The following is a 21,699-nucleotide window of genomic DNA, read 5'->3' on the forward strand; positions in this document are numbered from 1 at the left end:
GAGCTCAGACCGTGACCCTGGTCGAGAGCTGGGCGTAGATCTTGTCGCCGATCCCGCTCACCTCGCCGAGCTCCTCGACCGCGGTGAACCGCCCGTGCTCGGTGCGCCACTCGAGGATGCGCTGCGCGAGCACCGGCCCGACGCCCGGCAGCGTCTCGAGGGTGGCGAGGTCGGCGGTGTTGAGGTCGACCGGTGCCGCGGCCGCCCCGGGAGCAGCTGCGCCACCGGGGGGCGGAGCGCCCGCCGCCGGGGCACCCGCCGGAGCAGGCGCAGCGGCCGGGGTCTCCCCCCGCCCCGGCACGACCACCTGCTCGCCGTCCACGAGTGGTCGGGCGAGGTTGACGCTCGTGAGGTCCGCGCGGCCGGTGGTGCCGCCCGCCTCGTCGAGGGCCTCGCCGACTCGAGAGCCCCCCGGCAGGGTGACCACGCCGGGGCGCTCGACCCGGCCGACGACGTGCACGGTCACCGTCGTCGCCGGACCCGTGGCCGGAGCGAAGGGCGGCTCCGTCCCGTCCGGCGCCGCCGCCGCGCCCTCCTCCTGCACGACGGCGGGCTGGGGTGCCGCGTCCTCGCGCGCCATGACGTACCGACCGACGAGCATGGCCACGGCGACCGCGACGACGAGCGCCACCCCGATCACCGCCTGCCGGCTCACCCCGTAGCGTCCCCGCGCCAGCGTGGAGGGCAGCTCGAGGGGCCGCGGCTCGCGGTCCTCCTCGAGGATCCGGGCGACGCGCTCGGAGGGCTCGCTCGTGCGTGGGCTCATGCCGACGACGCTAGGCAGGCCCGTCCCCGCCGCGGTCGCGTCGCGCGCTCCTGTGGACCGTCAGACCGGCGCCTCCGGGGCTGGGGACGACCTGCGGCCCGCTCAGTCGCGCTGCCGGGGGGTCACGCCGACGCCGATGGTGCCGAGCCCGACGTGCGCGCCGATGACCGGGGTGAGGGGTGAGAGGGAGACGCGCACGTCCAGCTCCTCGCGCAGGGCCGTGGCGAGCGCGCTCGCCCGCTCCTCGGCGTCCAGGTGGTGCACGGCGACGTCGACACCTCCCGCCCACTCGGGCAGGTCGCGGCAGTCCTGGAGGGTCAGGGCCTGCAGGCGCGCGATCGCCTTGCCGGCCGTGCGGACCCGCTCGAGCGGCTCGACGTGGCCGTCGGCGATGTGGAGCACCGGCTTGAGGGCCAGCGCCGAGCCGAGCAGCGCCCGGGCACCACCGATCCGTCCGCCCCGGCGCAGCTGCTCCAGGCTGTGCACGACCATGCGCACGGTCGACGCGGCGCAGCACTGCTCCAGCCGGGCCACGACCTCCTCGACCGGCAGGCCGCGCGCCCCGTCCCGCGCCGCGCCGATCGCGGCGAAGCCCAGGGCCATGCCGATGAGTCGCGAGTCGACGACGTGCACCGGCACCGGCGACTCGGGGGCGGCCGAGCGGGCCGCCTCGATCGTCCCCGACAGGTCACCGCTCAGGTGGACGGAGACGATCTGGGTGGCTCCCCCCTTCGCCGCCGCCTCGTAGGCACGCAGGAAGGTCGCGGGAGCAGGGCGCGAGGTGCTGATCTCGGCCTTGCGCCGCAGGGCGTCGACGACCGCGCGCGAGTCGACCTCGTCGCCCTCGATCCGCTCCCGGCCGTCGACGACGAGCACGAGCGGCACGACGCGGATGCCGTGCTCGGTCCGCTCCGCGGCCGACAGGCCCGAGGTGGAGTCGGTGACGACGACGGTGCTCACGGGTCGAAGCGTATCGAGACCCGTCACGGGCACGAGCGTCCGTCCGCGGCTAGCCTCGCCCCATGTCCACCAGCGAGCGACTGCCCTACCTCGACGCGTCCCTGCCGGAGGCGTGGAAGTCCCTCAACGCCCTCGCGCTCAAGGTCTCCGCCGCCGCGGAGGCTGCCGGCCTCGAGCGCGAGACCCTCGAGCTGATGAACGTGCGCATCTCGCAGATCAACGGCTGCGCGTTCTGCCTCGACCTGCACACGCGCAAGGCGCTCGATGCCGGCGCGAGCCAGCAGCGCCTCGCGCTGCTGCCGGCCTGGCGCGAGTCCACGCTCTTCGACAGCGTCGAGTGCGCCGTGCTCGACGTCGCCGAGGTGACGACCACCCTGCCCGACCCGCAGCAGCGCGGCGAGGCCCTCGTCGCCGCCCGGCGCCTGCTCGGCGACGAGACCTTCGCCGCGGTCGAGTGGGCGGCCGTGACGATGAATGCCTTCAACCGGGTCTCGATCCTCTCCGAGCACCCGGTCCGCCGGCGGGACTAGAGCGGGACGACGTTGACGAGCTTGGGTGCCCGCACGATGACCGTGCGGATGCCGCCCTCCGTCGTCGCCTTGATCTTGTCGCGCCCCAGCGCCAGCTCGCGCAGCTCGTCCTCGGAGATGTCGGCCGGGACCTCGACGCGGTCGCGCACCTTGCCCTTGACCTGGATGACGCAGGTGACGCTCGACTCGACCATCTTGCTCGGGTCGGCCACAGGGAAGGGCTCCGCGCTGAGGGAGGCGGAGTGCCCCAGCCGCGACCACAGCTCCTCGGCGAGATGGGGGGCGACCGGCGCGGCCATGAGCACGAGCGGCTCGATCGCTGCGCGCGGCACGGAGGCCAACTTGGTCAGCGCGTTGTTGAGCTCGATGAGGCGTGCGATGGCGGTGTTGAAGCCCAGGGTCGCGTAGTCCTCGGTGACGGCGGCGATCGTCTGGTGCAGCAGGCGCTCGGTGTCCGCGTCGAGGGCGTCGTCGGTGACGTGCACCTCACCGTTCTCCTCGTCGACGACGTTGCGCCACAGCCGCTGCAGGAACCGCTGGCTGCCGACGACCGCGCGCGTCTCCCAGGGCTTCGACTGGTCGAGCGGGCCGAGCGACATCTCGTAGACGCGGAAGGTGTCGGCGCCGAACTGCTCGTACATCTCGTCGGGGCTGACGGCGTTCTTCAGCGACTTGCCGATCTTGCCGTACTCCTGCGTGACCGGTCGGCCCTGCCAGGTGAACCCCGTCGCGACGCTCGCGTCCTCCTCGACCTCGGCGGCCGGCACCGGCTGGCCGCGGTGGTCGCGGTAGGCGTGGGCCTGGATGTAGCCCTGCGAGAAGTACCGACGGAAGGGCTCCTCGCTGCTCACGTGGCCCAGGTCGAAGAGGACCTTGTGCCAGAAACGCGCGTAGAGCAGGTGCAGCACGGCGTGCTCGACGCCGCCGATGTAGAGGTCGACGCCGCCCGGGTCGCGCGTGCCGGCGGGTGCGCCGGGGACCGGCGTCTCGCGCGGCCCGACCCAGTAGGCCTCGTTGGCCGGGTCGACGAGCGCCTCGTCGTTGGCGGGGTCGAGATAGCGCAGGTAGTACCAGCACGACCCGGCCCAGTTGGGCATCGTGTTGGTCTCGCGGCGGTACCGCCTGGGTCCGTCGCCGAGGTCGAGCTCGACCTCGACCCACTCCGTCGCGCGCCCGAGCGGCGGCTCGGGCGTGCTGCCGGCGTCGTCGGGGTCGAAGGTCCGGGGGCTGTAGTCGTCGACCTCGGGCAGCTCGACCGGCAGCATCGACTCGGGCACGGCGTGCGCGACGCCGTCCTCGTCGAAGAGGATCGGGAAGGGCTCGCCCCAGTAGCGCTGGCGGGAGAAGAGCCAGTCGCGCAGCTTGTAGTTGACCGTGCCGCGGCCGACGCCCTGCTCCTCCAGCCACGCGGTGATCGCGGCCTTGCCCTCGGCGACGGACAGGCCGTCGAGCGAGACCGACGCGCTCGTGGAGTTGATGATCGTGCCGTCGCCGGCCCATGCGCCCTCGTGCCCCTCGGGCGCGGTGACCGTGGGGATGATCGGCAGGTCGAAGGCGGTCGCGTACTCGAAGTCACGCTGGTCGCCGGACGGCACGGCCATGATCGCGCCGGTGCCGTAGCCCATGAGGACGTAGTCGGCGACGAAGACCGGGATGCGCTCGCCGCTCACCGGGTTGGTCGCCCAGCCGCCGGTGAAGACGCCGGTCTTGTCCTTGGTCTCGATCTGGCGCTCGACGTCGCTCTTGCGGCCCGCGGCGGCCCGGTACCCCGAGACCGCGGCGAAGGGGGTCTCCGCCCCGCCCGTCCACATGGACTTGGTCCCCTCGGGCCAACCGCCCTGCGGGACGAGGGAGTCCACGAGCGGGTGCTCGGGCGCCAGGACCATGAAGGTGGCACCGAAGAGCGTGTCCGGCCGGGTCGTGAAGACCTCGACCGGGTGCTCGGAGCCGTCCGCGCCGGTCGCGGTGAAGGTGACCTGCGCGCCCTCGCTGCGGCCGATCCAGTTGCGCTGCATGGCCTTGACCTTGGCCGGCCACTCGACGCGGTCGAGGTCGTCGGCCAGGCGGTCGGCGTAGGCGGTGATGCGCATCATCCACTGGCGCAGGTTGGTCTTGAAGACCGGGTAGTTGCCCCGCTCGGAGCGACCGTCGGCGGTGACCTCCTCGTTGGCCACGACCGAGCCCAGACCGGGCGCCCAGTTGACCGGTGCCTCGGCGGAGTAGGCCAGGCGGTAGCCGTCGAGGACGTCGGAGCGCTCCTTGGGCGACAGGTCCGCCCAGGCGCGGGTCTCCCCCTTCGGCAGCTCGCGGGCACCGGAGGCGAAGGACTCGACGAGCTCGCTGATCGGCCGGGCGCGCCCACGCCCGCCGTCGGGCCGCTCGGCGTCCTCGTCGTACCAGGCATTGAAGATCTGCAGGAAGATCCACTGCGTCCAGCGGTAGTAGTCCGGGTCGATCGTCGCGAAGGCGCGGCGGTCGTCGTGGCCGAGGCCGAGGCGCCGCAGCTGGCGTCGCATGACGTCCATGTTGGCCTCAGTCGTCACCCGCGGGTGCTGCCCGGTCTGCACGGCGAACTGCTCCGCCGGCAGGCCGAAGGCGTCGTAGCCGAGGCAGTGCAGGACGTTCTTGCCGAGCATCCGCTGGTAGCGGGCGTAGACGTCCGTCGCGATGTACCCCAGGGGGTGGCCGACGTGCAGCCCCGCGCCGGAGGGGTAGGGGAACATGTCGAGGACGAGCATGTGGCCGTCGAGCTGCCGCACCCGCTCGGGCTCGGCCCACGGACCGGCCGGGTTGGGCGCGCGGAAGGTCCCGAGCTCCTCCCAACGGTCCTGCCAGCCGGTCTCGATCCGGCCGGCCATCTCCGCGGTGTAGCGGTACGGCGTCTCGCTCATCAGTGCAGGTCTCCCGGGGTGTTGAGGTCGGGAGCCAGACTACTTGTCGTCCACCGCCGCCTGCTCCAGCGCCTCGGTGATCCCGGGCTCGACGGGGCCGAGCACGGGGTCGCGGCCGGTGACGACGTCGAGGGCCGCCTTGACGTTGGCGAGGTACTCGCGCTGCTGCCCCGACCGCCACGGTCCGGAGTACCGGCGCATCGTCTCGTCGCCGACACCGACGGTGGCCAGGCCGACGGCCCGGCAGACCGCGACGGCCCGGGGCACGTGGTAGCCCTGCGAGACGATGACCGCGTCGGGCACCTCGAAGATCCGCCGGGCCCGCACGCACGTGTCATAGGTGTCGCGACCGGCGAAGTCCCGCACGACCCGCTCCCGCGGCACCCCGGCGTCGACGAGGTGGTCACGCATCGCGGTGGGCTCGTCGTAGGAGTGCGTGCGGTTGTCGCCGCTCACGAGGACCGCGTCCACCGTGCCGTCGAGGTAGAGGTCACGGGCGATGTCCAGCCGCGCGGCGAGGAAGGGGGTGGGCTCACCCTCCGCGTCCAGCCCGGCCCCGAGGACGATCGCCACCGAGCGGTGCGGTGCGTCCTCGGCCGTGTACACGTGGTCCTCGCTCGCCCGGGCCACCCAGATGTTGGGGCCGGCGACCACGAGGACCACGAGCAGCACCACGCCGCCGACCAACCAGCGCCACCTGCGCCTCATCCGTGCCCCCTGACAGTCGACCATCCCTCTGCGAGAGTGTGGACCATGAGCGACGACGAGCGCACCACCGACGTCCTGGCCCGGCTCGACGAGACGCGAGAACGCCGCGAGGAGCTCTACCGCCACCTCCACTCCCACCCCGAGCTGTCGCACGAGGAGAGCGAGACGGCCGCGCTCGTCGCGCAGCGCCTCACGGGGTCCGGGTACGACGTGCGCACCGGGATCGGCGGGACCGGGGTCGTCGGCGTCCTCACCCGGGGCGAGGGCGGGCGCGTGCTGCTGCGCGCCGACATGGACGCACTCCCCGTGCCCGAGGCCACCCGGCTGGACTACGCGAGCACCGTCACCACCCGGGACACGAAGGGGGAAGAGGTCCCGGTCGCACACGCCTGCGGCCACGACGTGCACGTCACGTGCCTGCTCGAGGCGGCGGACCTGCTCGCCTCCGCCCCCGAGGGCGCGTGGAGCGGCACGGTGATCGCCCTCTTCCAGCCGGGCGAGGAGCGGGGCGACGGAGCCGGACGCATGGTCGAGGACGGTCTGGCCGAGGTCGTCGGGCCGGTGGACGTCGCGATGGCGCAGCACGTGCTCGCCTTCCCCGCCGGCACGGTGGCCACGCGCCCCGGACCGGTGCTCTCGGCCGCCGACAGCATCCGGATCACCGTCCACGGCCGCGGGTCGCACGGGTCCATGCCGCAGACCGCCGTCGACCCCGTCGTCCTCGCCGCGATGATCGTGCTGCGGCTGCAGACGATCGTCTCCCGCGAGATCGGCCCGACCGACCCGGCGGTCGTCACCGTGGGCTCGATCCACGCCGGCACCAAGAGCAATGTCATCGGCGACCACGCCGTGCTCGAGGTCAACACGCGGACCTACTCCGACGGGACCCGCCGGCGCGTGCTCGAAGCGATCGAACGCATCGTGCGGGCCGAGTGCCAGGCCTCGGGCAGCCCCCACGAGCCGCAGCTGGAGCTGTACGACCGCTTCCCGGCGACGGTCAACGACGAGGCGACGACGGCGAGGGTGCGCGCGGCCTTCGACGAGCACTTCGGCGCGGACTCGCGCGAGCTGCCGCTGCAGTCCGCGAGCGAGGACTTCAGCGACATCCCGACCGCGCTCGGCGTCCCGTACACCTACTGGGCCATCGGTGGCATCGACCCGGAGCGGTACGCCGCGGCGGAGGCGGCCGGCCGGGTCGACGAGGACATCCCGGCCAACCACTCCCCCGCCTTCGCGCCCGTGATCCGCCCGACCCTCGACGTCGGTGTGCGGGCGCTCGTCGTGGCCGCCCTGGCGCACCTGGGCTGAGGCCCGGGGGGTCGGACGTGCCTAGCCCGCCGTCCCAACGCTGAGCAGCACGACCGCGTCCTCGAGGGCCTGCAGGTCGTGGCGCACGCCGGGTACGACGAGCAGCTCACCGGCGCCGCCCTCCCACGTCTCCTCGCCCGCGGCCAGGCGCACCCTGCCCTGCAGCACCTGCAGCGTCGCCTCCGGCGGGCTCTCGTGCTCGCCGAGCTCCTGGCCCTGCAGCAGGGCGATGAGGGTCTGGCGCAGGACGTAGTCGTGGCGGCCGTGGACCGTCACGGCGCTGCGCCCGGCCGATCCCTCCCGGGCCTTGGCCAGGTGCTCCTGCGCGAGCGCAGTCAGTGACATCGACTCCATGACGACTCCTCCGTGCGGTGACATGTCCCCCCATCCTGCTCCACCGGCAGCCGGTACGGTGCCCCCATGGGTGAGCAGCAGCGCCGGATCTCCTGCCTCCGTGTCCCGGACGTCGAGGACGTGGATCAACCAGTGCACCTACTGCGCCGTCTCCCACGGCGCGGCCCTGCGCGAGCACTCCGGTGACCCGGTCATGGCCGACCTCGTCGCGGTCAACTGGCGCCAGGCGGAGCTGACCGAGCGCCAGCGGACGATCGCGGAGTATGCCGAGCTGCTCACGGTCTCGCCCGGGTCGGTGGAGGAGGGCGACATGGAGCCGCTGCGGGCCGCCGGCCTCGACGAGCACGAGATCCTCGAGGCCGTCCAGGTCATCGGGATGTTCAACATGACCAACCGCGTGTCCAGCGCGATCGGCCTGGTGCCCAACCACGAGTACCACGGGCAGGCGCGCTGACGCTCAGCCCTCGTCCGCGTCCTCGTCGCCCGTCGGCGGGTAGGTCACGGTCGTGCCGTCGACGACGGCGAAGGGGGTCAGCTCGTGCGCCTTGGGCGCTGCGGCCGAGATGATCTCCAGGGCGGTGTGACCGCGCGCCACGAGGGCGTCGGCGACGAGTCGCCGGTGACAGCGCCACGGCACCGCCTCGGCGCACATGATCGCGCAGGAGTCCTCCTCCGCGAGCGCCAGCAGCGTCTCCAGCCCCCGCTCGAACTCCTCGGTGAGCATGTGATCCGCGTAGCCCTGGAAGGAGGCATTGCGCCAGGCGCCGTTGGGTGAGTCGGGACGGCGCTTGCGCAGCCCGCCGAGCTCGGCGACGTAGGAGTACCCGAGCCCGACCCCGGCCAGGGAGTCCGCGAGTGCGTCCCCCCAGTACTGCGGGTTGCGACGCGACTTGGGCACCGTGCGGATGTCGACGACCCGGGTCACGCCCCGGGCGGTCAGCATCTCGATGAACTCCTCGACGGGCCGGGTCGAGTGGCCGATCGTGTGGATGGTGCTCATCGGCCCATCATGCCTGCACGCGGACCCTCACCAGCAGGAGCCTCATCCCGACCCCGACGACGATGGCCCAGAAGGCGGCGCTGATCCCGGCGACGGCGACACCGGAGGCCGCGACGACGAAGGTGGTGACGGCGGGGACGTGGTCCGCCGGGTCGGCGAGGGCCGCCCGCAGCGAGCCGGCGAGGGTGCCCACCAGGGCGAGCCCGGCCACCGCCGGGACGACGCCCCCGGGGGCCAGCGCGACGAGGGTGGCCAGGGCGGCCGAGGCGATGCCGATCGGGAGGAGGAGCGTGCCGGAGGTCACGCTGGCGATCCAGCGTCGGGAGCGGTCCTCCCCCGCCTCCGGGCCGGCCGCGAGCGCGGCGCTGATCGCGGCCAGGTTGATCCCGTGGCCGCCGGCCGGGGCGCCGAGCAGCGTGCCGGCCCCGGTGACGAGCATCGCGCGCTGCCACGGGACCTCGTAGCCGTAGCCACGCATCACCGCCAGGCCCGGGACGTTCTGCGAGGCCATCGTCACGAGGTACAGCGGCAGGGCGATGCCGACGAGCCCGCCGATGGTGAAGGTCGGCGTCGTCAGCTCCAGCCGCGGCACGAGCGCCGACGCCTCGAGGGGCGTGCCCGAGCGCGCGAGGTGGACCCCGATGACGACCGCGGCCGCGACGAAGGCGAGCGGCGAGGCCCAGCGGGGCAGGAGGCGCAGCGTGAGCAGCCAGACCAGGACGACGGGTCCGACCGCCCATGGGTTGGCCGCCATCCCGGTCACCGCCCCGAGGCACAGCTGCAGGACGATGCCCGCGAGCATCGCCTGGGCGACGGAGGCAGGGATCCTGGCGATGAGGGCACCGAGCGCCGGGACGAGCCCGGTGAGCACGACGAGGGCACCGGTGACGACGAAGGCGCCGACCGCTGCCGACCACCCACCGGCGACCGCGCCGGTGGAGGCGAGCAGTGCGGCCCCCGGCGTCGACCACGCGATGGTCACCGGCAGCCGCGTGGAGAGCGACAGGACGATCGAGCCCAGGGCCATGAGCACCGTGAGGGCCATGAGCCCGCTGGCCGCCTGCGCCCGGCTGGCGCCGACCGCCTCCAGACCCGCGAGGACGATGACGAACGCGCTCGTGAACCCGACGAGTGCCGTGACCACCCCTGCACCCACGGGTTGGAGGGTCGGCTCGCGCATGGCGTCACGGTACGGGAACGTCCGAAGGCCCGGACCTGACGGTCCGGGCCTTCGTGCCACTGGGTGGAGCTGAGGGGATTCGAACCCCTGACCCCCTCCATGCCATGGAGGTGCGCTACCAACTGCGCTACAGCCCCGAGTGGGTTCCCCGTGAAGGGGACTGCGGAAGCATACCCACATGCCCCCCTTCCTCACCAAATCGGCGGCGCCGGAGGGGTCAGAGGCCGGCCGCGGACGCGTTCCACTGGGTGATCCGCCAGCCGGCGCGCCCCTCCTCGAGGCTCGCCCAGTGGCAGTTGCCGAAGCCGCCGAGCACCCGCCACGCGGTGGTCTGGTCCAGACCGACGAGCTCGGCGACGAGCGAGCGACCGGTGACCCCGTGGGTGGCGATGACGACGCACTCGGCCGCGTCCATGGACGCGAGCAGGTCGTCGAGGGCAGCGCGCGTGCGCTCGCCGACGTCGGCGAGCGACTCGCCGTGACCGCCCCGCTTGAAGTCCTCGCCGGAGATGAGCTTGTCGGCGTCCTGCGGGTACTGCGAGTACACCTGGGCGGCCGTGAGGCCCTGCCAGCCACCGGCGTGGATCTCGCGCCAGCGCTCGTCGGTGCTCACCGGGAGGCCACCGCAGGCCGCGGCGACCTCCTCGGCCGTGTCCCGGGCCCGCACGAGGTCGGAGGAGACGACCCGCGTGGGACGAAGGGAGGCGATCGCCGCCGCCGCAGCGCGGGCCTGCTCACGGCCCAGGTCGGTCAGCTCGTGGTCGAGCTGTCCCTGCCAGATGCCCTTGAGGTTGGAGCCGGTCTGGCCGTGCCGCAGGACGACGAGGCGACGGGGGTCCCCCTTCGTCCCCCCTACGGCCTCCGCGGAGACGCGGCGGGTGGCCTCGGTCACTGCTCGCCGGCGGTCTGCTGGGAGCCCACCACCCCGAGGTCCAGGTGGGGGCAGTCGCGCCACAGGCGCTCGAGGTCGTAGAAGTCCAGCTCGTCGTCGTGCTGGGCGTGCACGACGATGTCGCCGAAGTCGAGGAGGACCCAGCGCCCGGGGCCGTGGCCCTCTCGGCGCAGCGTCTTGACGCCGGCCTCCTCGCGCAGGGTGTCCTCGATCGCCTCGGAGACCGCCTGGACCTGGCGCTCGTTGTCCGCCGAGACGATGACGAAGATGTCGGTGAGGGGCATCTGGCCGGACACGTCGAGCCCGGTGATGGTGGTCGCGAGCTTGTCGGCCGCCGCGCGGGCGGCGATCTTCGCGAGGTCGAGGGCGTGCTGGGTGGCTGCCACGGTCTGGGTCACTCCCGGGGGTCGGTGTAGAGCTCGTACTTGTTGATGTACTGGACGACGCCGTCGGGGACGAGGTACCAGACGGGTTCGCCGTCGGCGACCCGCTCGCGGCAGTCCGTGGAGGAGATCGCCATGGCGGGCACCTCCTGGAGCGTCACGTTGTCCTGCGGCAGGCCCGACTCGCTGAGCACGTAGCCGGGCCGGGTGACGCCGATGAAGTGGGCGAGGCCCCACAGCTCGTCGACGTCCTTCCACGACAGGATCTGCGCGAGGGCGTCGGCGCCGGTGATGAAGAAGAGCTCGTCGTCGGGGCGCTGGGCCCGCAGGTCGCGCAGGGTGTCGCTGGTGAACGTCGGGCCCTTGCGGTCGATGTCCACGCGGCTGACGGTGAAGCGCGGGTTGGACGCCGTCGCGACGACCGTCATGAGGTAGCGGTGCTCGGCCGGGCTGACCTGCTTGTCCGCCTTCTGCCAGGGCTCCCCCGTGGGCACGAAGACGACCTCGTCGAGGTCGAAGAGGGACTGCACCTCGCTCGCAGCGACGAGGTGCCCGTGGTGGATCGGGTCGAAGGTCCCACCCATCACGCCGAGGCGCTTGCTCAGTGGTGGTCCCCGGCGCCGTGGTGCCCGTGGTCCTCGTGCACCACGGTGTTGTCCGCGGTGGCGACCTTGGTGGCGGCCTGGCGGAAGGCGAAGAGGGCGCCCAGCATGATGGCGAAGAAGAGGAGGGCGATCAGGCCGTACGCGGAGGGCGGGATCGGCAGCTCGACGTGGTGCTCGCTCTCGGCGGCGAGGGAGGCAAGGGTGCTCAGCATGGGGCCATGCTACAAGGCCGCGGGGGCGCCGCAGCCGAGCGGTGGGTTGTCCACGGGCGTCGTCCACAGCCCTGTGGGCGAGGACGTGGGGAGCGCCCTGCGCCTGTGGACACGCCTGTGGGCGGTGTCCGCTCGGCGATGGATCCGCTCTCCTGTTGCCCCGGGTGCCCGAAGACGCGTAGAACAGTCCTCACACCGCGGCCGCACGACGGCCGTCAGGACCACAGGGATAACGACGCACGCACGACCATCACGGCGCCACCGTGGGGGTCATCGGCGACGCGAGCGGCGTCGGCGCCTCCTGGTCCACGTGTCACCACGTCGTCGTGGCCCCTGCCCCGACGACGTGCTGCAGTCGCCGCAGGGCCCGAGAGGGTGCGTGCACGGACAGCGGTCGAGGGGCCCCTTCCACGGGAGTGGAGGGGGCCCTCGACCTGCGTCAGGTGACTGCAGGGTCAGCCGCGGACCTGGCCGTCACCCTCGACGACCCACTTGGTCGTCGTCAGCTCGGGCAGGGCCATCGGCCCGCGGGCGTGCAGCTTCTGCGTCGAGATGCCGATCTCCGCACCGAAGCCGAACTCGCCACCGTCGGTGAACCGCGTCGACGCGTTGACGAGCACCGCCGCGGCGTCCACCTCGGCGGTCCAGCGGCGGGCGGCGGCCCGGTCCTCGGTGACGATCGCCTCGGTGTGGCCGGAGCCGTGGCGCCGCACGTGCTCCATCGCCGCGTCGACGTCGTCGACGACCGCGACCGACATCTCCAGCGCGAGGTACTCCTGCGCGAAGTCCTCGTCGGTCGCCGCCAGCACGTCGACGCCAGCCGGGGCGAGCTCGCGCGTCGCCGCGTCACCGTGCAGGACGACGCCGGCGCCGGCGAGGTCGGCGAGCGCCTTGGGGAGGAACTCGCCGGCGATCTCGCGGTGGACGAGCAGGGACTCGGCGGCGTTGCACACGCTCGGCCGGTGCGTCTTGGCGTTGAGGGTGATCGCCAGGGCCTTGCCGAGGTCGGCGGCCGCGTCGACGTAGACGTGGCAGTTGCCGACGCCGGTCTCGATGACGGGCACGGTGGACTCGAGGACGACGGTCTGGATCAGGCCTGCTCCCCCGCGCGGGATGAGCAGGTCGACGAGCCCGCGCGCGGTCATCAGCGCCCGGACCGCGTCGTGGTCGCCCTCGAGGAGCTGCACGGCGTCCTGCGGCAGCCCGTGGTCGGCCAGCGCCGAGCGAAGGGAGTCGGCGAGGGCCCGGTTGGTGCTCGCAGCGGCCGAGCCGCCGCGCAGGATCATCGCGTTGCCGGACTTCAGCCCCAGGCCGGCGGCGTCCACCGTGACATTGGGCCGGGCCTCGTAGATCATCCCGATGACACCCATCGGCACCCGCACCTGACGGATCTGCAGGCCGTTGGCCAGGGTCGAGCCGCGCACGACCTCGCCGACAGGGTCGGGCAGGGCCGCGAGGTCCCGCAGTGCCTGCGCGACCGCGGCCACGCGGGCCGCGTCGAGGGACAGCCGGTCGAGCAGGCCGGGGGCCATCCCCCCTTCGCGTCCGCGTCGCAGGTCCTCGGCGTTGGCGGCGACGATGCGCTCCGAGGCCGCGTCCACGGCGTCGGCGAGCGCGAGGAGGGCGGAGTCCTTCTCGGCGCGGGTCAGCAGGGCGAGGCGGCGCGAGGCGACCCGGGCGCGCTCCGCGAGCTCCCGGACCACGGCGGTGCTGTCGGTCATGCCTCCAGACTAGGAGCCCGGCGGCGCCCCGTCCGATGCGGTCCGGGGGACGGGCAGTGGCAGGATGCCGTGGTGACCACGATCCTCTCCATCCAGTCCCACGTCGCCTACGGCCACGTCGGCAACTCCGCCTCCGTCTTCCCGATGCAGCGCCTCGGGGTCGAGGTGTGGCCCGTGCACACGGTGAACTTCTCCAACCACACCGGCTACGGCGCCTGGCGCGGCCCGCTCATGGACCCCGCGGACGTCGCCGACGTCGTGACGGGCATCGGCGAGCGCGACGCCTTCGCGCAGGTCGACGCGGTCCTCTCGGGCTACCAGGGCGGCGAGGGCATCGGCGCGACGATCCTGGGGGCGGTGGAGCAGGTCAAGGCGGCCAACCCCGGGGCCATCTACGCGTGCGACCCGGTCATGGGCAATGCCGCGTCCGGGTGCTTCGTCCACGAGTCGATCCCGGTGCTGCTGCGCGAGCAGGTCGTCCCGCACGCCGACCTCATCACGCCCAACCAGTTCGAGCTCGGCTTCCTCACCGGTACCGAGCCGCGGACCCTCGAGGAGACGCTCGCCTCGATCGACGCCGCCCGCGCGATGGGCCCGAGCACCGTGCTCGTCACCTCGGTCCTGCGACCCGACCGCCCCGAGGGGACGATCGAGATGATCGCCGCCCACGACGACGAGGCGTGGATCGTGCAGACCCCGCACCTGCCGCTCAAGGCCAACGGCTCCGGCGACGTGACCGCCGCGCTCTTCACGAGCCACTGGCTGCGTACCCGCTCGCTGCAGGAGTCGCTCGGGCGCACCGTCTCCTCCGTCTTCGACCTGCTGCAGCTCACCCACGAGTCCGGCCAGCGCGAGCTGCAGCTCGTCCAGGCGCAGGAGGCCTACGCCCACCCGCAGCTGCAGTTCGAGGTCACCCGGGTGCGCTGAGCCGCGTCAGAGCAGCGCGAGGTGGTCCCGGTGGATGACCTCGCGCTCGTACCGCGGGCCGATCTCCTGCTCGAGGTCCTTGGTGCTGCGCCCCATGAGGTGAGGCAGCTCGCCGGAGGTGTAGTTGACGAGCCCGCGGGCGATGACGACGCCGTCGGGACCGATGACGTCGACGGGGTCGCCGTCGACGAAGGACCCGCTGACGCCGGTGATCCCGGCAGGCAGCAGCGAGCGGCCGCGGTCGCGCAGCGCGGTCACGGCACCGGCGTCGATCTGGACCGAGCCGCGGGGGGTGGTGGCGTGCGCCAGCCAGAGCGCGCGCGAGCCGCGGCTGCGCTCCTGCGGCACGAACCACGTGCCGACGTCCGCCCCCGCGAGCGCGTCCACGACACGGTCGGACGAGGTGAGCACGGTGGGGATGCCGGCGGCGCCGGCGATCGTCGCGGCCTCGACCTTGGTCGTCATGCCGCCGGAGCCGACGGCCGAGCCGGTGCCGCCGATCGAGATCTCCGCCAGCTCGGCGGCGTCGCCGACGACCGGGACCCGCTCGGCGCCGGCCGTGCCGGGGGCCGCCGTGTAGAGGGCGTCGACGTCCGTGAGCAGCACGAGCGCGTCGGCGCGCACGAGGTGGGCGACGAGCGCCGCGAGGCGGTCGTTGTCGCCGAAGCGGATCTCGTCCGTGGCGACGGTGTCGTTCTCGTTGACGATCGGGATGACGCCGAGGTCGAGCAGGGAGTCCAGGGTGCGCTTGGCGTTGGTGTAGTGGGTGCGCCGGGTGACGTCGTCGACGGTGAGCAGCACCTGCCCGATGGTGTGGCCGTGCCTGCCGAAGGCTGCGTCGTAGGCCGAGAGCAGCACGCCCTGGCCCACGCTCGCGGCCGCCTGCTGGCGGGCCAGGTCACGCGGACGGGTCTCCATGCCCAGGGGACCGATCCCCGCGGCGATGGCACCCGAGGAGACGAGGACGATCTCGGTCCCTGCGCTGCGGCGCACCGACAGCGCGTTGACCAGGGCGGTGAGCCGGGCGACGTCGAGCTCCCCGCCGGCGGCGCTCGTCAGGGACGAGGACCCGACCTTGACGACGACGCGGCGCGCATCGGCGACGGCCCGACGGCCACCGGCCATCAGTCGTCCTCGGTCCAGTGGCCCGCCTTGCGCTCGGTCCACAGCCCCTCGCGGGCGGCGGTCTGGGCGTCCTTGCGCGCGTGGAACTCCTCGCGGCGCTCCTTGGTCGTGCGACGCGAGTTGTCGTCGAAGCGCAGGTCCTGGCCGCGGTGGCCGAGCAGCTCGGCGCCACCGACGAGGGTCGGCTCCCAGTCGAAGACGACCGCGTCCTCCTCGGGGCCGATGAGCACGGTCGAGCCGCCGACCGCGCCGACCTTGGTCAGCTGCTCCTCGACCCCGGCCCGGTTCAGCCGGTCGGCGAGGTAGCCGACGGCCTCGTCGTTGGAGAAGTCGGTCTGGTGCACCCAGCGGGTGATCTTGTCGCCGAGCACCCGGAAGACCTCGCCGTCGGCGGTGCTCTCGCGGCGCACGACGAAGCCCGCGTCGTCGACGCCCTTGGGGCGCAGCACGACCCGCTGGGGGACGAGCTCGACCGCGATCTCGGCGCGGGCGGCCTGCACGTAGCGGGCCATCGCGAAGGTCAGCTCCTTGAGCCCGGTGTGCGCGACGGCGGAGACGATGAAGACCTCCAGGCCGCGCTCCTGCAGGTCGCTCTTGACCATCTCGGCGAGGTCGAGGGCGTCCGGCACGTCGGACTTGTTGAGCACGACGATGCGGGTGCGCTCGGACAGCGGCTTGCCGCCGAGGGTGTCGTCGGCGACGTACGCCGACAGCTCGGCCTCGATCGCCTCGAGGTCGCTCATCGGGTCGCGACCGGGCTCGAGGGTCGCGCAGTCGATGACGTGGACGAGGACGGAGCAGCGCTCGACGTGGCGGAGGAACTCCAGGCCCAGCCCCTTCCCCTCGCTCGCGCCGGGGATCAGGCCCGGGACGTCGGCGACGGTGAAGCGCGCGTCGCCGGCGGTGACGACACCGAGGTTGGGCACGAGGGTGGTGAAGGGGTAGTCGGCGATCTTCGGGCGGGCCGCCGAGAGGACCGAGACGAGCGAGGACTTGCCGGCGCTCGGGAAGCCGATGAGCGCGACGTCGGCGAGCGACTTCAGCTCCAGGACGACCTCCGTGGACTCCCCCGGCTCGCCGAGCAGGGCGAAGCCGGGCGCGCGGCGCCGCTGGCTCGACAGGGCCTTGTTGCCCAGTCCGCCGCGACCGCCCTGCGCCGCGACGAAGCGCGTGCCGGGGGTGACGAGGTCGGCGAGGACGTCGCCGTGGCGGTCGGTGACGACCGTGCCCGCGGGCACGGGCAGGACGAGGTCCTCGCCGTTCGCGCCGTTCTTCTCGTCGCCGGCTCCGGGCGCGCCGTTGGTGGCGCGCCGGTGGGGACTGCGGTGGTAGTCGAGGAGGGTCGTGACCTGCGGGTCGACGAGCAGCACGACGTCGCCGCCGTTGCCGCCGTTGCCGCCGTCGGGTCCGCCGAGCGGCTTGAACTTCTCGCGGTGCACGGAGGCGACGCCGTGGCCGCCCTTGCCGGCCTCGACGTGCAGGGTGACGCGATCGACGAAGGTCGTCACGACCTCACCTCTTCTTGATGTCTCGTGGTGGTGCAGGTACGGCGAAGGGGGCCGGTCCAGGTGACCCGCCCCCTTCGCTCATGCGTGGTACCGCGTCAGCTGGCGGAGTCCACCGGCAGGACGCTGACGACCTTGCGGCCGCGCTTGGCGCCGAAGGTCACCGCGCCGTCCGCGAGGGCGAACAGCGTGTCGTCGCCGCCACGGCCGACGTTGTCACCGGGGTGGAAGTGGGTGCCGCGCTGGCGCACGATGATCTGGCCGGTGCCGACGATCTCGCCGCCGTACCGCTTGACGCCGAGGCGCTGGGAGTTGGAGTCGCGTCCGTTCTTGGACGAGGACACACCCTTCTTGGAAGACATGTCAGTGGGTTCCTAACTGTTGAAGAAGAAGGCTCAGGCCTTGATGTCGGTGATCTTCAGCTGCGTGAGCGGCTGGCGGTGACCCTGGCGCTTGCGGTAGCCGGTCTTGTTCTTGTACTTCATGATCGTGATCTTGGGGCCCTTGGCGGCACCCAGGATCTCGGCCGTGACGCTGACCTTGGCCAGCTTGTCGGCGTCGCTGGTCACGGTGGACCCGTCGACGACGAGGATCGGCTGGAGGTCGATGCTGTCGCCGGCCTCACCCTTGATCGAGTTGATGAGGATGGTGTCGCCGACGGAGACCTTCTCCTGGCGGCCACCCGCGCGAACGATCGCGTACATCAGTGGAACTCACTTTCGTCATGGCGCACTCGCTCTGTCTGACCGGCCAACAGTCCCCACGCGCAAGCGCGGAGCGTCCGCTCGGTGGGCGCACCAAGGGTCAAGACTACCCGTGCCCCCCTCCGACCGACAAACCGGCGAAGGGGGGCACCCGGGTCCGCGCGCGGGGCGGGTCAGGCCTTGGGCGGCCCGGCCTCCGAGGTGACCCGCTTGCGCTTGCGACGGGCCGGGGCGGCCGGCTCAGGGTCGGCGACCGGGGTGGTCGGCGGCTCGCCGCTCTCCCCCGCGATCTTGGTGATCGGCGCCGAATCGACCGGGGCGGTCAGGTCGACGGGCTGCAGCGCAACGGGCGCACCGGCGCTGGAGGCTGCACGGCGGCCACCGCGGCGGCGCTTCGGCTCGTCGGCGGGCTCGTCGGCGGGCTCGGGCTCGGGCTCGGGCTCGACGGCCGGCACGGGCTGCACGTCGTCGACGGGCTCGACGGCGAGCACCTCGGGAGCCGAGGACTGCTCGTCCGGGCTCGAGGAGCCGGCACCGGTGAGGTCCACCGGCTCGAGGGCCACGGGTGCCCCGGCGCTGGAGGCGGCGCGGCGGCCACCGCGGCGACGCTTCGGCTCGGGCTGCTCGGCCTGCTCGGCCTGCTCGGCCTGGACCTCGGGCGCCGACTGCTCGGGCGCGAGCTCCGCGACGTCGTCCTCGCCGGGCTCACCGGCGATGTTCTTGATCGCCGCGGCGTGGGCGGCCGCCGCGATCTGGGCCGGGGTGCGGCCGTGGGCGTCGGTCGGCTCCTCGACCGGCTCGTGCCGCTGCACGGAGGAGTCCTTCTCCCCCTTCGAGCGACCGCGACGCGACGAGCCGCCGCTGCCGCCACCGTGGTTGCCCCCGGCGTGACCGCCCGGGTCGTGCGCGACCGGCTCGCTGTGGACGATGATCCCGCGGCCGTGGCAGTGCTCGCACTCCTGCGAGAAGACCTCGATGAGACCGGCGCCGACCCGCTTGCGGGTCATCTGGACCAGGCCGAGCGAGGTGACCTCGGCGACCTGGTGCTTGGTGCGGTCCCGGCCGAGGCACTCGAGGAGCCGGCGCACGACGAGGTCGCGGTTGGACTCCAGGACCATGTCGATGAAGTCGACGACGATGATGCCGCCGATGTCGCGCAGGCGCAGCTGGCGGACGATCTCCTCGGCGGCCTCGAGGTTGTTCTTGGTGACCGTCTCCTCGAGGTTGCCCCCTGAGCCGGTGAACTTGCCGGTGTTGACGTCGACGACGGTCATCGCCTCGGTGCGGTCGATGACGAGCGAACCGCCGGAGGGCAGCCAGACCTTGCGGTCCATCGCCTTGGCGATCGCCTCGTCGATGCGGTGCGCGGCGAAGACGTCGCCCTCACCGGTCCACTGCTCGAGGCGCTCGGACAGGTCGGGCGCCACGTCGTCGACGTAGCCCTTGATCTCGCGCCAGGCGTCCTCACCGGAGACGACCATCCGCGCGAAGTCCTCGTTGAAGATGTCGCGGATGACGCGCACGGTCATGTCGGGCTCGGCGTGCAGGAGGACGGGGGCGCCGCCGGCGGAACCCTTCTTGCCCTTCTTGGCCTCGGCCTTGTCGGCGACCTTGTCCCACGCCTTGGTGAGGCGCTCGACGTCGGCGGTCAGCTCGGCCTCCGAGGCCCCCTCGGCGGCGGTGCGCACGATGACGCCGGCGCTGTCCGGCACGACCTGCTTGAGGATGCCCTTGAGGCGGGCGCGCTCGGTGTCGGGCAGCTTGCGCGAGATGCCCGTCATGCTGCCCTCGGGCACGTAGACGACGTAGCGGCCGGGCAGCGAGATCTGCGAGGTGAGGCGCGCGCCCTTGTGGCCGACCGGGTCCTTGGTGACCTGGACGAGGACGGAGTCGCCGGAGCTCAGCGCGTTCTCGATGCGGCGGGCCTGGCCGTTGCCGACGCCCTGGGCCTCCCAGTTGACCTCTCCGGCGTAGAGCACCGCGTTGCGGCCCTTGCCGATGTCGATGAAGGCCGCCTCCATGCTCGGCAGCACGTTCTGCACACGGCCGAGGTAGACGTTGCCGACCATCGTCGAGGTGGTCTCGCGGGAGACGTAGTGCTCGGCGAGCACCCCGTCCTCGAGGACACCGATCTGCGTGCGATCGCCCTGCTGGCGCACGACCATGACCCGCTCGACGCTCTCTCGGCGGGCGAGGAACTCGGCCTCGGTGATGATCGTGCGGCGACGACCGGCCTCGCGGCCCTCTCGGCGACGCTGCTTCTTGGCCTCCAGGCGCGTGCTGCCCTTGATGGCCTGCGGCTCGTCGCGCCGGGAGTCGCGGACCTTGGTCACGGTGCCGGGCGGGTCCTCCTGGCCACCGTTGCCACCGCCCCCGCGACGACGGCGACGACGCCGGCGGGAGCTGCCCGAGCCGTCGTCGTCGGAGTCGTCCGAGGAGTCGTCCTCGGAGGCGCTGTCGTCGGACTCGTCGGAGTCGTCGCCGTCGGTGGAGTCGTCCTGCTGGGGCTTGCCGCGGCCACGACCACGACCGCGGCCACGGCCCCTGGTGCGCTCGTCCCTGGCAGAGTCGTCCACGTCGTCGGAGGCGTCGGACACGTCCCCGGCCTCGTCCTGGGCGTCATCACCCGAGGAGTCGCTCGCGTCGGAGCCCTCGCCCGAGCGGTTGTTGCGGCCACGGCCGCCACGACGGCGGCGACGTCGGCCCCCTTCGCCCCGGCCGTCGTCGTCGGCGTCGGAGGAATCCGTGGAGTCCGTGGAGTCCGTTGAATCCGTGGAGTCGGAGGTGTCCCTCCGGCCTTGGTCCTCGGTGTCCTGCTCGTCCTCGTCCTCGTCCTCGTCGACGTCCTCGGGCTCCGGCTCGGGAGCCCGGCGTCGGGTCGGGGCGGCGACGGGCGCCGGCGGCTGGAAGAGCAGACCGAAGCTCGGCACGACCGCAGCCGGCTCGGGAGCCGCCTCCGGGGCGCTCAGCAGGGTCTCTTCCTCGGTGGTCTCGACGGTCTCGTCGAACGGCATGTCGTCGGTGGCCATGTGGCACCTCCTGCACGAGGGCCCGACCCCGACACCGGCACCCTGGGGGTGCAGTCCGACCGCTGTGCGGCGTGGCGGGCACTCGCCCGCGGAAAGGTCCGTGTTGCCTCGTGGGAGCTCGCGCTGAGCGCGGCACCCCCTCGGGGCCGGCGGCGGCTCAGTCGGTGGCCAGTGGGTCGGCCACGCTCTCGGTCTCGCTGCTCCACAGGCCCTGCGCCAGCCGGGTCGCCTGGGGCGATCGCGGCGGCGCGAACGATGTGGCAGCGGTGATCGCGCTGAGGACGTCGTCGGGGCGAACGGCAGGTGTGGTGTGCCGCACGACCATCGTCAGTATCGCACAGCCCTGCGCATCGACGTCGGTCCGCGCCGACAGCACGGGTCCGCGCGCGTCGAAGGACTTCATGCCCCGTTTGAACATCCGCGAGACCTCGACCGACTCCTCCGCGAGGAATCCGGCCACGGCGCGCTCGAGGTCGGCCGGGGCGACGCCGGGGAAGGTGAGCCGCCAGTGGCTCGCCTCGAGCCGGTCGGCGAGGGCCCCCGGCTGCGCCTCGACGACGGACACGATGTCCAGCCCGTCGGGCAGCGCCTCGTCGAGCGCGCGCGCCACCGCGGCGGGGTCGACCCGCTCGGTCACCGAGATCTCGAAGTACTCCGCCTCGCTCGCCGCACCGGTCGGCGCACCGTTGGCGTAGGAGATCTTCGGGTGCGGGTGGAACCCCGCGGAGTAGGCCATCGGCACACCCGAGCGACGCAGGGCCCGCTCGAGCGCCCGCCCGAAGTCACGGGTCGAGGAGTAGCGCAGCCGCCCGCGCCGGGCGTACTGGATGCGCAGCTTCTGGACCGCCGGGGGTGGTGGCGGACCGTCGGGGGTGCGTTGCTTGGCCATGGGGGTCAAG

The 21,699-nt window shown here is 72.9% G+C and carries 22 protein-coding genes and 1 tRNA gene; 4 read left to right on the plus strand and 19 right to left on the minus strand.

The features are described from left to right. Window positions 1-4: 4 nt before the first annotated feature. Both JT1_RS07975 and JT1_RS07980 read right to left on the minus strand, forming a co-directional pair. Window positions 5-766, minus strand: a complete 762-nt coding sequence (locus JT1_RS07975; protein WP_255218287.1) for a ComEA family DNA-binding protein — start codon at window positions 764-766, stop codon at window positions 5-7. A gap of 102 nt (window positions 767-868) precedes the next feature. Next, a complete protein-coding gene (locus JT1_RS07980; protein WP_068325053.1) occupies window positions 869-1,726 on the minus strand; it encodes a DegV family protein in 858 nt (285 codons plus the stop codon). Window positions 1,727-1,788: 62 nt separating this feature from the next. On the opposite strand from JT1_RS07980, the gene JT1_RS07985 reads away from it, so the two are divergent. Next, window positions 1,789-2,256, plus strand: a complete 468-nt coding sequence (locus JT1_RS07985) for a carboxymuconolactone decarboxylase family protein (RefSeq protein ID WP_068325054.1) — start codon at window positions 1,789-1,791, stop codon at window positions 2,254-2,256. Here the strand turns inward: JT1_RS07985 and leuS are convergent. Both leuS and JT1_RS07995 read right to left on the minus strand, forming a co-directional pair. Beyond that, complete coding sequence (gene leuS / locus JT1_RS07990; RefSeq protein WP_068325055.1) at window positions 2,253-5,147, minus strand: leucine--tRNA ligase; 2,895 nt, start codon at window positions 5,145-5,147, stop codon at window positions 2,253-2,255. The two genes, JT1_RS07985 and leuS, sit on opposite strands and share 4 nt — an antisense overlap. 39 nt (window positions 5,148-5,186) lie before the next feature. After that, entirely contained in the window at window positions 5,187-5,855 is a 669-nt protein-coding gene (locus JT1_RS07995; protein WP_068325056.1) for a SanA/YdcF family protein, read from the minus strand. A gap of 45 nt (window positions 5,856-5,900) precedes the next feature. On the opposite strand from JT1_RS07995, the gene JT1_RS08000 reads away from it, so the two are divergent. Further along, window positions 5,901-7,163: an amidohydrolase gene (locus JT1_RS08000; protein ID WP_068325057.1), complete on the plus strand. Its 1,263-nt coding sequence runs from the start codon at window positions 5,901-5,903 to the stop codon at window positions 7,161-7,163. Between the two features lie 21 nt (window positions 7,164-7,184). On the opposite strand, the gene JT1_RS08005 is transcribed toward JT1_RS08000, so the two are convergent. Further along, window positions 7,185-7,517, minus strand: a complete 333-nt coding sequence (locus JT1_RS08005; RefSeq protein WP_068325058.1) for a cupin domain-containing protein — start codon at window positions 7,515-7,517, stop codon at window positions 7,185-7,187. A 100-nt stretch (window positions 7,518-7,617) separates the two neighbouring features. On the opposite strand from JT1_RS08005, the gene JT1_RS08010 reads away from it, so the two are divergent. Further along, entirely contained in the window at window positions 7,618-7,971 is a 354-nt protein-coding gene (locus tag JT1_RS08010; protein WP_068325059.1) for a peroxidase-related enzyme, read from the plus strand. A 3-nt stretch (window positions 7,972-7,974) separates the two neighbouring features. On the opposite strand, the gene JT1_RS08015 is transcribed toward JT1_RS08010, so the two are convergent. The 8 genes from JT1_RS08015 to JT1_RS08050 form a co-directional block, all read right to left on the minus strand. Further along, window positions 7,975-8,517: a DUF488 domain-containing protein gene (locus JT1_RS08015; protein WP_068325060.1), complete on the minus strand. Its 543-nt coding sequence runs from the start codon at window positions 8,515-8,517 to the stop codon at window positions 7,975-7,977. A 7-nt stretch (window positions 8,518-8,524) separates the two neighbouring features. Then, complete coding sequence (locus JT1_RS08020; RefSeq protein WP_068325061.1) at window positions 8,525-9,697, minus strand: benzoate/H(+) symporter BenE family transporter; 1,173 nt, start codon at window positions 9,695-9,697, stop codon at window positions 8,525-8,527. Window positions 9,698-9,761: 64 nt separating this feature from the next. Continuing rightward, a tRNA-Ala gene (locus JT1_RS08025) sits at window positions 9,762-9,834 on the minus strand. 80 nt (window positions 9,835-9,914) lie between these two features. Beyond that, entirely contained in the window at window positions 9,915-10,589 is a 675-nt protein-coding gene (locus tag JT1_RS08030) for a histidine phosphatase family protein (protein WP_068325062.1), read from the minus strand. Next, window positions 10,586-10,975 carry a ribosome silencing factor gene (gene rsfS, locus JT1_RS08035; protein WP_068325487.1) on the minus strand — a complete coding sequence of 130 codons (390 nt, stop codon included), beginning with the start codon at window positions 10,973-10,975 and terminating at the stop codon, window positions 10,586-10,588. The genes JT1_RS08030 and rsfS overlap by 4 nt, the downstream gene beginning before the upstream one ends. 8 nt (window positions 10,976-10,983) lie before the next feature. Continuing rightward, window positions 10,984-11,559: a nicotinate-nucleotide adenylyltransferase gene (gene nadD / locus JT1_RS08040; protein ID WP_255218288.1), complete on the minus strand. Its 576-nt coding sequence runs from the start codon at window positions 11,557-11,559 to the stop codon at window positions 10,984-10,986. 14 nt (window positions 11,560-11,573) lie between these two features. Further along, window positions 11,574-11,789 (minus strand): hypothetical protein, encoded by a 216-nt coding sequence (locus JT1_RS08045; protein ID WP_068325064.1) that lies wholly within the window; start codon window positions 11,787-11,789, stop codon window positions 11,574-11,576. Window positions 11,790-12,244: 455 nt separating this feature from the next. Then, window positions 12,245-13,510, minus strand: coding sequence for a glutamate-5-semialdehyde dehydrogenase (locus JT1_RS08050; protein ID WP_068325065.1), 1,266 nt, complete (start codon window positions 13,508-13,510; stop codon window positions 12,245-12,247). A gap of 72 nt (window positions 13,511-13,582) precedes the next feature. Here JT1_RS08050 and pdxY point away from each other — a divergent pair, with 72 nt between their 5' ends. Further along, on the plus strand, window positions 13,583-14,437 hold the full coding sequence (gene pdxY / locus JT1_RS08055; RefSeq protein ID WP_068325066.1) for a pyridoxal kinase PdxY: 855 nt from the start codon (window positions 13,583-13,585) through the stop codon (window positions 14,435-14,437). Between the two features lie 6 nt (window positions 14,438-14,443). Here pdxY and proB read toward each other — a convergent pair whose 3' ends face one another. The 6 genes from proB to JT1_RS08085 all read right to left on the minus strand — a co-directional run bounded on the left by proB (window position 14,444) and on the right by JT1_RS08085 (window position 21,689). Then, window positions 14,444-15,562 (minus strand): glutamate 5-kinase, encoded by a 1,119-nt coding sequence (proB, locus tag JT1_RS08060; protein ID WP_068325067.1) that lies wholly within the window; start codon window positions 15,560-15,562, stop codon window positions 14,444-14,446. Then, the gene (gene obgE / locus JT1_RS08065) at window positions 15,562-17,070 is read right to left on the minus strand and encodes a GTPase ObgE (RefSeq protein WP_068325068.1); all 1,509 of its coding nucleotides are present in this window, start codon (window positions 17,068-17,070) and stop codon (window positions 15,562-15,564) included. Before obgE ends, proB begins: the two co-directional genes overlap by 1 nt. A gap of 95 nt (window positions 17,071-17,165) precedes the next feature. Continuing rightward, on the minus strand, window positions 17,166-17,429 hold the full coding sequence (rpmA, locus tag JT1_RS08070; RefSeq protein WP_068325069.1) for a 50S ribosomal protein L27: 264 nt from the start codon (window positions 17,427-17,429) through the stop codon (window positions 17,166-17,168). Between the two features lie 33 nt (window positions 17,430-17,462). Beyond that, entirely contained in the window at window positions 17,463-17,771 is a 309-nt protein-coding gene (gene rplU / locus JT1_RS08075; RefSeq protein WP_068325070.1) for a 50S ribosomal protein L21, read from the minus strand. A gap of 173 nt (window positions 17,772-17,944) precedes the next feature. Continuing rightward, a complete protein-coding gene (locus JT1_RS08080) occupies window positions 17,945-20,800 on the minus strand; it encodes an Rne/Rng family ribonuclease (RefSeq protein WP_068325071.1) in 2,856 nt (951 codons plus the stop codon). Window positions 20,801-20,957: 157 nt separating this feature from the next. After that, window positions 20,958-21,689: a TIGR03936 family radical SAM-associated protein gene (locus tag JT1_RS08085; RefSeq protein WP_068325072.1), complete on the minus strand. Its 732-nt coding sequence runs from the start codon at window positions 21,687-21,689 to the stop codon at window positions 20,958-20,960. Window positions 21,690-21,699 lie beyond the last annotated feature (10 nt).

Origin of the sequence: Janibacter terrae NBRC 107853, assembly GCF_001591405.1 — a bacterium.
In the GTDB taxonomy this organism is placed as follows: domain Bacteria; phylum Actinomycetota; class Actinomycetes; order Actinomycetales; family Dermatophilaceae; genus Janibacter; species Janibacter terrae.